The organism is Candidatus Poribacteria bacterium, assembly GCA_009839745.1.
Lineage (GTDB): Bacteria > Poribacteria > WGA-4E > WGA-4E > WGA-3G > WGA-3G.
The window spans coordinates 1-14,811 of sequence record VXPE01000015.1; the positions used below are offsets into that span (position 1 = coordinate 1).

Sequence of the window (14,811 nt, forward strand, 5' to 3'; positions counted from 1 at the left end):
ATCATCGCTACAAGCATTAAACAACTCTTTGGAGAACAATAGCAACTTGGGTTATATCTACCAATTCATCTGGATCCATATCCTCAATCCGCGTGATTTTCTTTGCAAACGGAGGACGGGTCGGTTGATGTTCGTCATCGTTTTGCCACGCCGCGGGACTTTGTTCGACAGACTCGGTTTGCCTCTCGTCATCAACTCGCCGGGTGGGTCCTTCAGACGTCGGGACCGTAGATGTGTTTTCTTCAGCAAGGGGTAAAACAACAGTATCTGAGGGTGTTGCCGGTATCGGAATATCATGAGAAGGCGGATACCTTTCCTGATGATCGCCCTCATGAAAATGCGTAACTGTCTCAAAAACGGATTCAACTTTTGGCGGGGTGGGCAAGGAGTCCACAAACCTTCGGTTCTCCCACGACGTGTAGACCAAAACGCTGCAAACAAAAGCGACAGAGAGAATAGCACCTATCCATATTTTTTTCATCGGACTTCTCCTCTGAATGAAATATGATGCAGGAGCCCTCTGTCTCCTGCATCAGGTAAAAATCAAACACACTTAGCAGTCATTACAACTTGAGCGACTGTAGTTTTCTGTGTCATAAGAATGGGTATTTGACTCGACATCGTGAGGTTGGTGCGGCCCATCCTCGTTTTGGTGACCAGCCCACGGCCACACCGCCCGGGACCCCGAGTCTGAGTAACTCATACAAAACTCTGCCCATTCACCATTGATTGCATAACAATTATACGTTGTATGCCGGTAGTCTAGGCGTTTGGGGTGCGCTTGTGTTCTGAACGTAAGTGAAAATAGCCCGATACCCCCGACGATGAGGACACAGACAATAGCAATGATTCGAGACAAGGACTTTTTCATAAGAGTTTTCTCCTATTTTTATCGTGGGTTGCTTTGGAAACGCAAAACGGAGAACTTTGATGTTCTCGGCAATCCTCTTGTTCCTGTATAACGTGAGTTTGATAATTAGCAGGAAAGCACCCCTCATAGCATTTCCCCACCGCTTGCGGGGGGTAGGGGTAAATACGCGAAATCCAGCCTCCGTTTACAAGATACCAGCACTGTTCAATCTTTTTCAAACTCACGTTGTATAAGGTGCTAATGTCAATGTTTCACACAACAAAATTTATGCTACAATGTGTTAGCACTGTCATAGACCCGTTATGGCAGATGCACCGCGCCGAAGGGTGTTCCTACCATCTTCGGGGCACCTTCCATGATAGCAATAATAGCAATTATCGTGCCAATTTAAAAATCCACGTTGTTACAGGGATCAAGGCATTTATCAATATTCCAAAATTTGGAAATTTTCTAAATTTTGGAGGGTTTCCCTCTAAATTTTGGAATATCCGTCACATTAAACCTTGATACGCGCCATATTCCGCTTGACATATTCTAAGCATGTGTTAGAATCAACAAAATCAGACACGACTAAAATTAGAGAGGAGAAATGCCATGAAAAACAGCACGACAGAAAATGCAGTAGATTCAAGGTATCGGGGTACGGAAGCGACTGGAACCCGAAACGGTCGGGCTCGGGACGGCTTACACGGGGAGTATACGGCTATCCTCGGCGAGAGTCCACAGATCATTGAAGTCCTTGAAAAAGTAGAAGTTGTTGCGGATACGAATGCGACGGTGCTGATTCAAGGGGAAACCGGAACCGGTAAAGAGTTGATCGCGCACGCCATACACCAAAACAGCCCGCGTTCAGCAAAGGAGATGGTCGTCGTTAACTGCGCGGCGATACCGGAAAATTTATTGGAGAGTGAACTCTTTGGACATGAAAAAGGAGCGTTCACCGGGGCCACGGAGCAACACATCGGTCAGTTTGAAAGGGCGCGCCGGAGCACGATCTTCCTTGATGAAATAGGGGAGATGCCGCTCGCTCTCCAGCCGAAGTTACTACGGACACTTCAGGATCGGAAGATTCAACGCATCGGCGGCACGAAGCCGATTTCCGTAGATTTTCGAGTCGTCGCGGCGACCAACCGGGACCTGCAGCACGCCGTTAAAGAGGGCACTTTCCGCGAAGACCTCTATTATCGGTTGAAGATCGTTTCTCTCTCGCTGCCACCCTTGCGAGGACGGCGAGAAGATATCCGTCTCTTAACAGAGCACTTTCTGCAAAAGCATGCTCAGGACCGAAGTCCTTCACCGGTGAAGATAGCATCCAGTACCCTAAAACTTCTCTACAGCTATCCCTGGCCTGGGAATATACGCGAATTAGAAAACACTATTTTTTACGTCTGCCTTTTTGGCAAAACAGATGCTATCCTGCCGAAGCATCTCCCTATGGAAATTCAAAACTTCAACAGAGAAGGGGGGCATTCAGCAGTAGAAATCCCCGCCCTTTGGACGCAAGACATAATAGACCTCCCTCTCGGATTGACGTTGAAGGAAGTCGAAAAGTTCTGGATTCTGCAAACGTTAGTCCGTTTTGATGGAAATCGGACAAAGACTGCGAAGGCTTTGGGCATTAGCCTGAGTTCTTTGTATAACAAGTTAAACAGTTATGCAGCGGAACCGAAGTTGTAGGCAACGGTATTTCTTGGACCTGTTTCCATTCTCAAAAAGCAATTGACAAAAATCTCAAAACCCCTATAATGGACATCACAATTTAGTTGAGTCCCAAGGAGATCATCCCAGTGTCTTTAAAACAACGCATCCATAATAAAGAAGCGATTCACATCGCATCTGGTGTCCCGTTCGGTTGCACCCGCGACGAGATGGAAGCCGTTCTCGGTCAAGGCAACTACGATTTAGTCAGTGTTGACCATCAACATGGACCCGCAAATGAAGACGAACTCGTCGAATATTGTGCGATGGCGAGCGAATTCGATGTCGGCGTCCAACTGCGTATCAAACATACGCGCAACGCGTATCTCATAGGGAATCTATTGGATTTGGGTCCCCTTGCTATTGTTGTACCACAGGTCGAGAGCGTTGAAACGGTGGACGAAGCAATTGATTTCTTCTACTATCCTCAGATGGGAAAACGGAGTTGGGGGCCCAGCGGTGCTTACGGCATAAAACAGGGCTTGGACCGCCTTGAATACGCCGAGTGGTGGAACAACACCGGTATTCTCATCTTACAGATCGAATCTGTTGATGCTGTGATTAACGTCAGCAAATTCGCTAAACCCGGCGTGGATATGGTAACTTTCGGTGAGAACGACCTGAATTTTAGCATTGAATCCTATCCGAGTTCTCCGTTTCAGAACCTGCAGGAGTGCATTGCGCACGTGGAAACGCAGTTAGCGGATACACACGTCAAAGTAGGGGCTGGAAGTTCGCCATCGGGTTCACTGTAGACACAATTTCGTAATCGTTGTTAATCCCTTACGTTGGAAAGTGGCAGATTTCGTGTACTCAGCACGCAAACAAAGGCTTGCTGTCGAGAGTCTTGCTATCAAGGAGTATTATAATGTCAAAACGGATTAAAATCGGGATTATTGGATGCGGTATGGTAGCCGGTTCGCATGTCAACGGATATCTTGACCATCCACAGCACGCCGAAATCGTTGCTGTTTGCGATACGGTGGAAGCGAATGTGAAACGGCGACATGCGGAAGTCCTTTCCGGGGCAGCCTCGCGCGCCGAAGTCGCAAAAGCCGACGCAGAAAAGGCGGATACAGCGGAAGCACGCGAGCAATTCAACACAGACGCTGCACGCTGGTCAGAATACGCGAATAACGGTGTCAAAATCTTTAGCGATTACAACGAAATGTTAAGGGAGTGTGATTTAGACGCTGTCAGTCTTGCCCTACCGCCGTTTGTCCATGAACCCGCTACAGTCGCAGCAGCACAAGCCGGAAAGCACGTCTTCTGCGAAAAGCCGATGGCGCGGACAGCAACAGAGGCACGGAATATGCGGGATGCCTGTGATGCCGCTGGCGTTAAACTCGCATACCAGAGCGGTGGCACATGCCTGGATCCGACAAGTTACGCCATTCGGGACTATGTCACCTCTGGGAAACTCGGTGATGTCTATTACGGCAGACTCACCAGCTACCGTGTCCGTGGCAGACCGAATGTGGATATGTTCGGTTACGGTAAATGGTTCCTCCATTCCGTTTACAGCGGTGGCGGCACCATATATGACACAGGTGTCTATCTCATCAATCGTTCTCTCTATCTCCTCGGTTCACCGCAGCCCGCCACAATTAGCGGTATCGCCTATCGTGGGATGCTCCCCGAATACACAGGCGAAGAGATCAATGATGTCGAGGAACACGCCTCGGTGTTTGTCCGATTTACGAATGGAATGTCGTTCACGTATGAAAACGGCTGGTCGAGCAATATGGCGGGTCAACCACAAGGCATCTTCATTTTCGGCTCTAAAGGTTCGTTTAGCAACGATACGCTCTTCCTTGAAAAGGGGGAGTGGGATACCGATGATCAGGGCAATCGCAGACGTTATCAGGGCAATCTTGTCGAAACGCCGTTGGAGTTAACAGATGGGGCCTTCCCCGATAAGTTCCGTGATTTCCTTGATGCCTGTAACAGTGATGCCCAACCTGTCAGTAATGGGGATGTCGGTCTGAAGGTTACAGAGATTATGAGTGGCGCGCTCTTATCTGCGAAACTCGGTCGCGAGGTCAGCGTAGAAGAACTTTATGAATTGGAAGGACTCCGCGCAGAACCGATACCGGGTTGGCACATTCCATAGGGACACATTCAGCGAATTTAAGGTTGACAAAGTACCCTTCAATCGGATATCCTTTAAATAAAGGGTGTCCTTGGGTGTCAGGGAACATATACATATCGTCAACTTTTCTTTGTTAGTTTATCAAGCGTAGTCCGTAGCGTAGTGGAGGACGGATATACGGAGAGAGGCATTCATGCCCAAACCCACTTCATCGAACCGCAAGGAATAATTAAAAAATCGAACCGTAAGGAATAATTAAAAATGGAGGATTAAATTTGAAAGGTTTTGAGTTTTTTGAACCGACCACCCTCGCGGAGGCATCGCGGCTATTCGCTCAGGAGCACGCGCAGCTCCTTGCGGGTGGAACAGACCTCGTCATCGGTATGAAGGCACTCACCGAAACGCCGCAGTCTGTGATTAGTTTGCAGAAAATTCCGGGATTGGACGGCATTACGACTGAGGGCGACGGTATTAACATCGGTGCGATGACGAAGGTGCGGGAGGTCGAATTATCGGCAGATATTCAGAATCACCACACCGCGCTGGCAGAAGGTGCCTCGGAAATCGGTTCTATCCAGATCCGTAACCTCGCAACTATCGGTGGAAATATTGCACACGCGTCTCCTGCTGCAGATACCGTTGCCGGTTTGCTGGTCGCTGATGCACAGGTTGACATCGCAAGTGCGGATGGCGAGCGGAGTGTGGCAATTGACGAGCTTTTCACGGGTCCGGGACAAACTGTCTTAGCACCCGGGGAGATTATCACACGTTTCCGTTTACCGAGCCCAGCGTCTGGTTCCCACTACATCAAGCATAAAATCCGTGAAGTGATGGATCTGGCGTTCATCGGGGTTGCCGCCGCTGTTAATCTGGATAACGGGACGATCACAGATGCCCGAATCGGTCTCGCAGCTGTCGCGCCTACGCCGATTCGTGCGACGGCGGCAGAGAATCTTTTAAGAGGAAACGAACTGACAGCGGAACTTCTGCAACAAGCTGGTGCAGCCGCGGCGGCTGCCGCCAGTCCGATATCCGATCTACGATGCTCCGCGGAACATCGCAAAGAAATGGTCGATGTTCTTACGAGGCGAACCTTACAAGAGGCGGTCGCGAGGGCATAAATCGAATTAGCGGTTAGCAATTGGGAATCAGGAGCCTGCAACAACGGCACAGGCGACTCCCGGGAAGATAATATTACAGTCTTAGTCCATGTTGTTTAACCGCAAGGTAAAATTAAAAAAGGAGAAAAGATATGGCAAAACATCCTGTCAGTCTAAAGGTTAACGGGGACGAATACGATTTACTCATTGAGCCACGCAAAACCCTATTGGCTGTGCTTCGCGATACGATCGGTTTGACGGGAACCAAAGAGGGATGTAGTACAGGCGACTGTGGTGCCTGCACCGTTATTGTTGATGGTAAAGCCGTCACATCCTGCATGGTGCTCGGTGTCACCGTTTCTGAAAAAGAGATTACCACTATCGAAGGTTTAGCCAGTGACGGTGAACTTCATCCTGTCCAACAGGCGTTTATTAACACAGGCGGCTATCAGTGTGGTTTCTGTACCCCCGGTTTCATCATGGCAGCGAAGGCACTCTTAGACGAAAATCCGGAGAGGTCCGAAGAAGAATTCAGGTATGCACTCGGCGGGAATATCTGCCGTTGCACCGGATACACAAAGATTCTTGAAGCAGTTCTGAAAGCAGCGGAAGAAGTTCGAACATCTGCATAAAAGTTATCGGTCATCAGTTATCGGTTATCGGTTCTCAGTTAAGATACCCCTTCTGGCGGGGATAACCTTGTTACTGCCACGAAACGGTAACTGACCACTGAAAACTGAAAACTACTACGAAGGGAGAATGAAATGTCAGAATATACTGTTGTCGGACAAAAGGTGGCACGCGTTGATGCTGTTGAAAAGGTAACCGGTGCTGCCCAATACGGGGCAGATGTGCATCCACCCGGTATGCTCTACGGCAAAATCGTCCGCAGTAAACATGCCCATGCCAACATACGCAGCATCGACACCAGCGAAGCCGAAAAACTTCCCGGTGTCAGGGCGATTGTTACGCAAGACGACGTGCCGAGCGGTCGGAGAGTTTTCGCGACTGACAAAGTGCTTTACTTGGGTGAACCGCTTGCTGCGGTTGCGGCAACCGATCCCGATGTTGCTGAGGAAGCCGCTGAACTCGTTAAAATCGAATACGAAGTGCTACCGGTTGTGCAAGATGTTATGGAATCGATTCAGCCATCAGCACCCCGCTTGCACGGTGACGCGACAAAGGATGGTCCCAATCGACGGGGAATCAGCACACAGATCCGGAGACTCTCTCGCGATAAAGAGAACGATCACAGCGACGAAATCAGCAGACTTGAGGCAGCGTTAGAGGAATATCCTGATGAAGTTTACTACAACATCTCTGCCGAAAGCCACTCCGAAGCGGGTGATGTTGAGAAAGGGTTTGCTGAATCTGATATCGTCGTTGAAGATACCTATGTGATTCCGCGGGTCCACCAAACTTACATGGAACCGCACGTCTCCGTCGCCAGCGCAGACTCATCCGGCAAAATCACTGTCTGGGCATCCACGCAAGGTCCATTCGCTATCCGTTCCGGTATCGCTGGGACACTCGGTATCCCATTGACGCAAATTAATGTCATCGGCACAACAATGGGCGGTGGTTTTGGTGGACGTTTTGGGGTTATTATTACACATATTCCCGCCGTGCTACTTTCACAGAAAACGGGGCGTCCCGTCCGTGTCCAGATGACGCGTGAAGAGGAATTCATTGATGGTAGACCGGCACCCGGATGTGTTATTAAAATCAAGACAGGTGCGACGAACGAGGGGCATATCCTGGCACGGGAAGCACTCGCTTTTTGGGATTCCGGTTCCGTCTCCGGCGCATCTATCGGTAGCACGATTCGAGTGCGCGGGGTCTACAAAATCCCGAATCTCAAGGTAGACGCTTATGGGGTTCACACCAACAAATCTGGGACTGCTGCTTACAGGGCACCCGGTGCCCCACAAGCGATTTTCGCAGGTGAATCCCAACTCGACGAAATCGCTGAACGTATCGGCATGGATCCCGTTAAATTCCGTCTGATGAACATGCGCGAGGAAGGTGATCCTGTCCCCGCAGGGGCAAACGAACCCAAAGTGGGTTACAAAGAGACTTTGGAAGCCGTCGCGGATGCCGCTGGCTGGTGGGGTCGGGAAGCCGAGGAGAACCAAGGGTGGGGCGTCGCTGTTGGTGATTGGACAAACGGTTGTGGACCCGGAGGCGTTTATGTGTCTGTCCATGAAGACGGGAGTGTCCGTATCTTCCATGGATCTATGGACATCACTGGAACGGATACCGTGATTTCACAAATTATTGCCGAGATCCTGACAGTGCCGTATGAAAGTGTCACGATTCGACGCGGTGATACAGATTCCGCCCCGTATTCTACCGGTTCCGGTGGAAGTGTTGTCACCTTCACAATGGGTAACACTGCAAAGTTGGCAGCGGAAGACGCTCACCAACGGATTCTTGAACTCGCCTCAGAGCGACTCAATATGAATGTAGACAACCTTGAACTCAAAGAGGGCGCTGTCCATGTTGTCTCCGCAGATCCGCCGAAATCCATTTCGTTAGGTGAGCTTGCGGCGTATAGCTTGTCCACAACCGGGGGACCTATCGTTGGAAAAGGTTCCTTCGCTCGACAACCCAGCACACCCGCGCTCGCAGCGCAGATTGCGAAAGTCGAAGTAGACCCGGACACCGGCAGAACGAGAGTCCTCAAACTCGTCGCTTCGCAAGATGTCGGCTACGCCATTAACCCGATGGCTGTTGAAGGGCAAATCGAAGGGGGCACAGTCCAAGGTTACGCGTGGGCAATGATGGAAGAGATGCAGTACGGCGAAAACGGTAACGTTAATCCCGGCTTTGTCGATTACCGCGTCCCAACCTCAGCAGACCTCCCGACGGTCGAGTCTGTCATTGTTGAAGTGCCCGCACCCAATGGTCCCTATGGCGCCAAGGGTGTTGGTGAACCTCCTATCACGCCAACATTGGCAACGATGGCAAACGCCGTCAAAGATGCTATCGGTGTGCGGGTTACCGAATTACCGATCAAGCCAGAGAAGGTTGTCCAAGCCTTAAAAAGCAACGGACACTAAATATCTGTGAGATTGACCGGACTGGATAGGGCGATCCTTTTGGTATCGCTCTATCCATAAAACCTTGCCAGCGAGGGTTGACCAACGCGTAGCCCGTAATGAAATGGAGGGCGGATTTACGAAAAGGCGCGTCGTTTATACAAGTTGCCTGATCGAACCGCAAGGAAAATTAGAAAAAAGGAAATTAGAAACGAACACGGTGAACGCCTTGATTATACCTTCCACGAAGGTGAAGGCGACAGAATTGTGGTGATTGGACACGGCGTCACCGGCAACAAGGACAGACCTGCACTCATCGCTTTGGCAGAGGGACTCGCGGATGCTGGCATCTCTGCGCTGCGTTTCTCCTTCTCCGGTAACGGTGAATCGGAGGGTGCCTTTACGGATTCCACTATTACAAAAGAGGTGGCAGACCTCGGAAGCGTCATTGACGCACTTGATGGGTACAATGTCTGCTACGTCGGGCACAGCATGGGGGGTGCGGTGGGTGTCCTGCGTACTTCCACCGATAAACGCATCCAACTGTTGGTTTCACTTGCGGGGATGGTGCACACGAAAGCGTTTGCAGAACGTGAATTCGGTGATGCCACACCCGATGCGGGCTTTATGTGGGATGAACCCGACTGTCCGCTCTCACAAGCCTATGTAGATGATATGGCAACGATAGACAGTGTCGCAAAAAACGCGAGTAAATTTTCGGTTCCATGGCTGTTGGTTCACGGCACTGAGGACGATATCGTTCCACCTGAAGATAGCCACGACATCCTACAGCACGCAAACGAAGATACAGAACTCCTCGAACTGCCGGGCGTGGACCACGTCTTTTCTGAGGATGGGACCGCAGTTATGGTGGAAAAAGTCGTCGCGTGGATTTGCCAGAACCTGTAATTGACTGCTCTGATAATATGTAAGGACTGGAGTGAGAAGATACCGAGTTTGGAGGGAATTTTATGGCAAGCCTCAGAGATTTTTTCAGAGATTTGCTAAATTGGGAAGAACAACAGTCCGATCAGCTTGGGCAGCAGTGGTCTCAGGAATTGCGTGAGGCAGTTGCACCAGTATCCGAAAATACTATTTCAGAGGCGGGTCAACAAGAGCATGAGCTTATTCATCAATGGCCACAAGAATTACGTAATACAATCGTATCTGCATTTGAAAACGCTGTTTCGGAATCTTCAGTGAAAGGTTCTGTTTGTTCTGTATCCCCTGGAGCCTCAAACCAAAAAATTGGAAATGAAATAGAGAAATATACCGTTCCCAAACTTAATAGCAGTCTCTTGGATTTTTCAATTTCTAAATGTCGTGGTAGCGGTTACCCGGATCAAATACTGATTCAGGATACGCCGAGGCTTCAAATGCCACTGGAAATGAAAGCGACGGGTGATTGGAACGAAAAGGATTCCAACCGACGTGTGCTAGTTTCTTCATCCAAGAAGCTCCGCGCCCAATTCTCTGCGCCTATTTACCACCTTCTTTTAACGGTGCTTTATTCCAAGCAAGACGACGAGGATTTCGTTACAATTAACACAATTCGGTTAGATTTTCTTGAACCGACAACGGCTGTGAATGTCAGGCTTGAAGTTTCTGTGAGCCACAAGATCTTAGCAGATGGAGATCACTACAGTAAAACATTTTAGTCCACGATTTTCTTGCGAAAGGGAATATCTTTATGGCAATGCAGTTAGCTGTTGATTTCAATAGACCCAGCGATTACACAGTTCACCTCCCTACCCGTGTAGACGAATTTTGGACATCAAAACAGCGCGCTGGACATTCCCTGCACGAAGTGTCCTATCGAGCGTGTTACAAACCGCAGTTACCCGAATATTTCGTCAAGGAGTTCTGCAAAACAGAGGCTGTCGTTTACGATCCGTTTATGGGGCGTGGGACAACACTGATAGAAGCACAACTGCACGGGCATCGTGTCTTCGGCAATGATATTAATCCCTTGGCGCAAATTCTCACCGCACCGCGTCTGAACCCCCCGACATTGGAACAGATCGAAGCGCGATTACACGACATTCATCTCTCCACTGATGCAGAAGTCGACACAGAGTTACTCGTATTTTTTCACGAAGATACACTCCGAGAGATTTACGGCTGGCGGACGTATTTCCAACAGGAACGCTTTGACTCTGTGGATGCATGGTTGCAAATGGTCGCCTGTAGCCGTTTGACAGGGCATTCTACCGGTTTTTTTTCGGTTTTCACCCTTCCTCCGAATCTAGCGACCTCAATTGTGGCACAGCGGAAAATCAATGAGAAACGGAATCAGGTCCCCGAATATCGGAACACGAAGGAACTCATACTTCGAAAATCTAAGCAATTATTGCGGCACAGCCTGCCAGACTGTTTTCGGGGGGATGACGCTATACTTCTGACCGAATCCGCCGATAATACTCCCCAAATAGTAGATGCATCGGTTGACTTGGTTGTCACTTCACCACCCTTCCTTGATACGATTGACTATATGCAAGACAACTGGTTACGGATGTGGTTTTGTGGTATAAAGATCGAACAAGGCAAAATTTGGCAACTGAAATCGCTGGAGGATTGGGTCGCTCGGATGACAGACGTCTTAGCAGAGCTCTATAGGGTTTTGAAACGTGGTGGACGGATAGCTTTTGAAGTTGGAGAGGTTCGTAATGGAACGGTCTTTTTAGAAAATGCCGTTGTCAAAGCATCGCTTGACGTGGGACTTGTCCCTGAAATGCTCATGATTAACGCGCAACATTTCACGAAAACAGCGAATTGCTGGGGGGTCTCCAATAATAAGAAGGGCACAAACAGCAATCGAATTGTTATTTTGAAAAAAGGTTGAAAAATTTCAAAGCTTTATCGCAAACTTTGGAGAAATTAATTATGTCAGCACCTCGACTTTCAGTCTCAACATGGAGTTTGCATCGACAACTCGGAAAACCCGGATTCACCGGACCCGCGCACGGCATGCAAATCCCAATTGAAACCCATAACAAGGGACCTATTCCACTCTTGGAATTACCCGCACGTGTCGCCGAATTCGGCATTAACACCTTGGAGATTTGCCATTTCCATCTGCCCTCTGTCGAGAAAACCTATCTTGCTGAACTTCGTGCTGCCCTCGCAGCTGCGGACGTTGAGCTTTTCTCTCTACTGATTGACGATGGCGACATCACCCATCCCTCTGACGCAGCACGCGACATCGCATGGATTGAGAAATGGATCGATATTGCTGGCGAACTCGGTGCGACGTGTGCACGCGTCATTGGCGGTAAAGCCGATCCATCCCCAGAAACCGTGGCACAGAGTCGAGATGTCCTCGCGCAACTCACCGAACGGGCGGACACCGCGGGTATTCGTTTGATGAGCGAGAACTGGTTCTCTATCCTCTCTACGCCCGAAAACGTCAACACAATCTTAAGCAGGTTGGACGGTAAGGTGGGACTCTGTCTTGATTTCGGGAACTGGCGTGGTGATACAAAGTATAAAGATCTCGCCGCGATCGCCGCGTGGGCAGAATCGTGTCATACCAAAGCACATTTCGCAGCACCGCGTGAGATGGACAAGGAAGATTACGTCCAATGCCTTGATCTCGCTCAGAAAGCCGGTTTCGCTGGACCCCATACCCTCATCTACGACGGACCCGGAGACGACGAATGGGAAGGCTTGGCGATTGAACGCGAAGTCGTGAACCCTTACCTTAATTAGGACTGGGAGGATCCTAAGGATGGCTTCTAATGCTATTGCTACAATTACCCAAATGATGGAGACGCTGCCTGAAGCCTTGCAAAATCAAATTGTAGAGCATTTGCGTGAGTATATTGCTGAGTTAGAGGATGAACTTCGTTGGGAAGTTTCCTTCAACAGGACGCAAGAGCAACTCGTCGCAGCTGCTCGTCAGGCAAAACAGGAAATCGCCGAAGGAAAAGCCGAACCAATGAATTTGAATCGGTTATGAAACCAACAATATTACGGATAAAAATATGTTCTCATTCTCACAAACACAACACAGTTTAACTATTGCTTGGGACGGACAAAAGGTCTTGGGTTACCATTTTCCTGAAGACGGCAACCGTCCCTTTTGCCACCCCCTAAATCTACCCGGTGCCCCACCCCTCACGATGAATGAACCCGGTGACCATGTCCACCATCAAGGTCTATGGGTCGCGTGGAAAAAGGTGAACGAAGTCAATTTTTGGGAACAACCTGCACCCGGTAGCGATCCAATGGGCTTCGGTAAAATTGTCCATCAGCGGATTGTTTCACAAAGTGCAGATGCCGACAGCGCGAGTTTAACGACGGAAAACGCATGGATAGATTGGCAAGGCACGACGCATCTAACCGAGGAACGAGAGATAACCGTTCATCCACCGACAGCGGATACGATGCAGATTTCCGTGTCATTGACGTTGCGTCCGAACGAGCGAGAGGTCGTTTTGGATCTGCGACGCGGTGAACCCGGAGCAGACGGCAGATTCTACAGCGGTATGGCGATCCGATTTGACAATATCATCACACCGGGGCACCTGTTGGATGCCGATGGACGCACTGAACCGACGGACATCTTCGGCGAACAGAGCCGTTGGTGCAGTTTCACTTCGCAACATCCCACTGACGACGGAACTTATGGGGTTGCTATCGTCGATCATCCCGATAATCCTCGGTATCCGACGACGTGGTGGGTACGCAACCGAGAGAATTACTGTTTAATCCATCCTTCACTCGTTTACTACGAGCCGCTCCATCTTGCCTCCGATGAAACCTTGAAGTTGCAGTATCGCGTGGTCCTCTATCGCGGTGAACCCAATGTAGGATTGTTTGAGTCGGTTACCTGATTTTTTTGGCAGTGCTTTGTAAAAATAAAAAAACAGACCACAATCATGGAAAAAACACTGTACAAATCCAATTCTACAGGTGAGCTTAAAACTGTTACTGACTCAAGACGGGATTTTCTTGCCAAAATAGGCAAGGGGGCACTCCTCGCGAGTCTGGGAATGTTTGGAGCAGGATATGAAGCCGTTGACCGAGGATTATTCGGTAGAGGCCTCACACCGATTGTCTTGGTGGAAGCACAAGAAGCAGGACTCCCGAAGTCGGACATGCTCGTCCATTCGCAGAATCCTTTTAATTATTGGGTTTTCGCTCTGTGCTCCGCTACGCTTACGTGCAGGTTTTCGCTCCGCTTTTATTGGGTGTAGAAATTTTGACGTTTCTTTTTCTTAACCCTAAGGACGGTAGCCTGCAACAACGGCGCAGGCGGATATACGTCGATCAATTTTGTTAACCGAATCTACCTGACCGAACCACAAGGAAAACTAGAAACATGAAAATTGGTGTAATGTCTGACAGCCACGACAACATTCCAAATGTCGAACGTGCTGTCGCACTCTTCAATGAAATCGGCGTAGACTTGGTCGTCCATGCAGGCGATTTCATCGCTCCGTTTGCTGTTGCGCCGTTAGCCGATCTAAACTGCCGCGTTGTCGGTGTCTTTGGAAACAATGACGGTGAGCGTGTCATCGTTGCGCAACGGTTTGAGGAAATCGGTGAGATACATCCCAATCTTGCGAGTGTATCGCTCGGCGACAGAAACATCGCCGTGATGCACTATCCCGAACTCGCCATCCCGATTGCCAAAAGTGGCGATTACGACATCGTCGTCTACGGACACACCCACCAGATAGACATCCAAAAGGGAAAAACACTCCTCCTCAATCCCGGTGAGACTGGGGGTTGGACGACGGGAAAGGCAACGGTTGCCGTCGTCGATCTCGAAACGCTTGAGGCGACAATTCATGAGTTGTAGGGATGGTGTGGAAAAGGTGAGATACAGGGATCTGTTTACGCTACCGAGCGGAGAGGTGCTGGAAAACTTGCACCCATCTGAACCCAAGCAACAGTGCCTTGTCTGGTCTGAGAATCATCTAAAATACGGACTGGAGACCCCATCCTTTAGGTCTTACTGTTACCCACAAGTTTTTTGTGGTGTATGTCGCTGGGGGTTCTAAG

At 49.5% G+C, this 14,811-nt stretch carries 16 protein-coding genes; 14 read left to right on the plus strand and 2 right to left on the minus strand.

All coding sequences use genetic code 11. The features are described 5' to 3' along the window. Positions 1 to 16: 16 nt before the first annotated feature. Positions 17 to 481: a hypothetical protein gene (locus F4X88_02275; GenBank protein MYA55097.1), complete on the minus strand. Its 465-nt coding sequence runs from the start codon at positions 479 to 481 to the stop codon at positions 17 to 19. Positions 482 to 553: 72 nt separating this feature from the next. After that, positions 554 to 871, minus strand: a complete 318-nt coding sequence (locus tag F4X88_02280; protein MYA55098.1) for a hypothetical protein — start codon at positions 869 to 871, stop codon at positions 554 to 556. A gap of 594 nt (positions 872 to 1,465) precedes the next feature. Here F4X88_02280 and F4X88_02285 point away from each other — a divergent pair. The 14 genes from F4X88_02285 (at position 1,466) to F4X88_02350 (ending at position 14,608) form a co-directional block, all read left to right on the plus strand. After that, the gene (locus tag F4X88_02285; GenBank protein ID MYA55099.1) at positions 1,466 to 2,548 is read left to right on the plus strand and encodes a sigma-54-dependent Fis family transcriptional regulator; all 1,083 of its coding nucleotides are present in this window, start codon (positions 1,466 to 1,468) and stop codon (positions 2,546 to 2,548) included. A gap of 191 nt (positions 2,549 to 2,739) precedes the next feature. Continuing rightward, entirely contained in the window at positions 2,740 to 3,324 is a 585-nt protein-coding gene (locus F4X88_02290) for a hypothetical protein (protein ID MYA55100.1), read from the plus strand. 113 nt (positions 3,325 to 3,437) lie between these two features. Next, on the plus strand, positions 3,438 to 4,682 hold the full coding sequence (locus F4X88_02295; protein ID MYA55101.1) for a Gfo/Idh/MocA family oxidoreductase: 1,245 nt from the start codon (positions 3,438 to 3,440) through the stop codon (positions 4,680 to 4,682). A gap of 254 nt (positions 4,683 to 4,936) precedes the next feature. Beyond that, complete coding sequence (locus F4X88_02300) at positions 4,937 to 5,782, plus strand: xanthine dehydrogenase family protein subunit M (GenBank protein ID MYA55102.1); 846 nt, start codon at positions 4,937 to 4,939, stop codon at positions 5,780 to 5,782. 131 nt (positions 5,783 to 5,913) lie between these two features. Next, positions 5,914 to 6,393, plus strand: a complete 480-nt coding sequence (locus tag F4X88_02305) for a (2Fe-2S)-binding protein (protein ID MYA55103.1) — start codon at positions 5,914 to 5,916, stop codon at positions 6,391 to 6,393. 132 nt (positions 6,394 to 6,525) lie between these two features. Further along, entirely contained in the window at positions 6,526 to 8,823 is a 2,298-nt protein-coding gene (locus F4X88_02310) for a xanthine dehydrogenase family protein molybdopterin-binding subunit (protein MYA55104.1), read from the plus strand. 168 nt (positions 8,824 to 8,991) lie between these two features. Beyond that, entirely contained in the window at positions 8,992 to 9,711 is a 720-nt protein-coding gene (locus tag F4X88_02315; protein ID MYA55105.1) for an alpha/beta fold hydrolase, read from the plus strand. 62 nt (positions 9,712 to 9,773) lie between these two features. Beyond that, on the plus strand, positions 9,774 to 10,460 hold the full coding sequence (locus F4X88_02320) for a hypothetical protein (protein ID MYA55106.1): 687 nt from the start codon (positions 9,774 to 9,776) through the stop codon (positions 10,458 to 10,460). Between the two features lie 32 nt (positions 10,461 to 10,492). Further along, positions 10,493 to 11,644, plus strand: a complete 1,152-nt coding sequence (locus tag F4X88_02325; GenBank protein MYA55107.1) for a site-specific DNA-methyltransferase — start codon at positions 10,493 to 10,495, stop codon at positions 11,642 to 11,644. 41 nt (positions 11,645 to 11,685) lie between these two features. After that, entirely contained in the window at positions 11,686 to 12,510 is an 825-nt protein-coding gene (locus F4X88_02330; GenBank protein MYA55108.1) for a sugar phosphate isomerase/epimerase, read from the plus strand. Positions 12,511 to 12,529: 19 nt separating this feature from the next. Then, positions 12,530 to 12,760 carry a hypothetical protein gene (locus F4X88_02335; protein MYA55109.1) on the plus strand — a complete coding sequence of 77 codons (231 nt, stop codon included), beginning with the start codon at positions 12,530 to 12,532 and terminating at the stop codon, positions 12,758 to 12,760. A gap of 25 nt (positions 12,761 to 12,785) precedes the next feature. Beyond that, complete coding sequence (locus tag F4X88_02340; GenBank protein MYA55110.1) at positions 12,786 to 13,637, plus strand: hypothetical protein; 852 nt, start codon at positions 12,786 to 12,788, stop codon at positions 13,635 to 13,637. Positions 13,638 to 13,682: 45 nt separating this feature from the next. Then, positions 13,683 to 14,000 (plus strand): hypothetical protein, encoded by a 318-nt coding sequence (locus tag F4X88_02345; GenBank protein MYA55111.1) that lies wholly within the window; start codon positions 13,683 to 13,685, stop codon positions 13,998 to 14,000. Positions 14,001 to 14,125: 125 nt separating this feature from the next. Continuing rightward, positions 14,126 to 14,608, plus strand: a complete 483-nt coding sequence (locus F4X88_02350) for a metallophosphoesterase (GenBank protein MYA55112.1) — start codon at positions 14,126 to 14,128, stop codon at positions 14,606 to 14,608. Positions 14,609 to 14,811 lie beyond the last annotated feature (203 nt).

What these genes read in the sequence shown, in the direction of transcription:
- F4X88_02275 (MYA55097.1), bottom strand. Translation starts at nt 481, where the DNA reads ATGAAAAAAATATGGATAGGTGCTATTCTCTCTGTCGCTTTTGTTTGC.
- F4X88_02280 (MYA55098.1), bottom strand. Translation starts at nt 871, where the DNA reads ATGAAAAAGTCCTTGTCTCGAATCATTGCTATTGTCTGTGTCCTCATC.
- F4X88_02285 (MYA55099.1), top strand. Translation starts at nt 1,466, where the DNA reads ATGAAAAACAGCACGACAGAAAATGCAGTAGATTCAAGGTATCGGGGT.
- F4X88_02290 (MYA55100.1), top strand. Translation starts at nt 2,740, where the DNA reads ATGGAAGCCGTTCTCGGTCAAGGCAACTACGATTTAGTCAGTGTTGAC.
- F4X88_02295 (MYA55101.1), top strand. Translation starts at nt 3,438, where the DNA reads ATGTCAAAACGGATTAAAATCGGGATTATTGGATGCGGTATGGTAGCC.
- F4X88_02305 (MYA55103.1), top strand. Translation starts at nt 5,914, where the DNA reads ATGGCAAAACATCCTGTCAGTCTAAAGGTTAACGGGGACGAATACGAT.
- F4X88_02310 (MYA55104.1), top strand. Translation starts at nt 6,526, where the DNA reads ATGTCAGAATATACTGTTGTCGGACAAAAGGTGGCACGCGTTGATGCT.
- F4X88_02320 (MYA55106.1), top strand. Translation starts at nt 9,774, where the DNA reads ATGGCAAGCCTCAGAGATTTTTTCAGAGATTTGCTAAATTGGGAAGAA.
- F4X88_02325 (MYA55107.1), top strand. Translation starts at nt 10,493, where the DNA reads ATGGCAATGCAGTTAGCTGTTGATTTCAATAGACCCAGCGATTACACA.
- F4X88_02330 (MYA55108.1), top strand. Translation starts at nt 11,686, where the DNA reads ATGTCAGCACCTCGACTTTCAGTCTCAACATGGAGTTTGCATCGACAA.
- F4X88_02335 (MYA55109.1), top strand. Translation starts at nt 12,530, where the DNA reads ATGGCTTCTAATGCTATTGCTACAATTACCCAAATGATGGAGACGCTG.
- F4X88_02340 (MYA55110.1), top strand. Translation starts at nt 12,786, where the DNA reads ATGTTCTCATTCTCACAAACACAACACAGTTTAACTATTGCTTGGGAC.
- F4X88_02345 (MYA55111.1), top strand. Translation starts at nt 13,683, where the DNA reads ATGGAAAAAACACTGTACAAATCCAATTCTACAGGTGAGCTTAAAACT.
- F4X88_02350 (MYA55112.1), top strand. Translation starts at nt 14,126, where the DNA reads ATGAAAATTGGTGTAATGTCTGACAGCCACGACAACATTCCAAATGTC.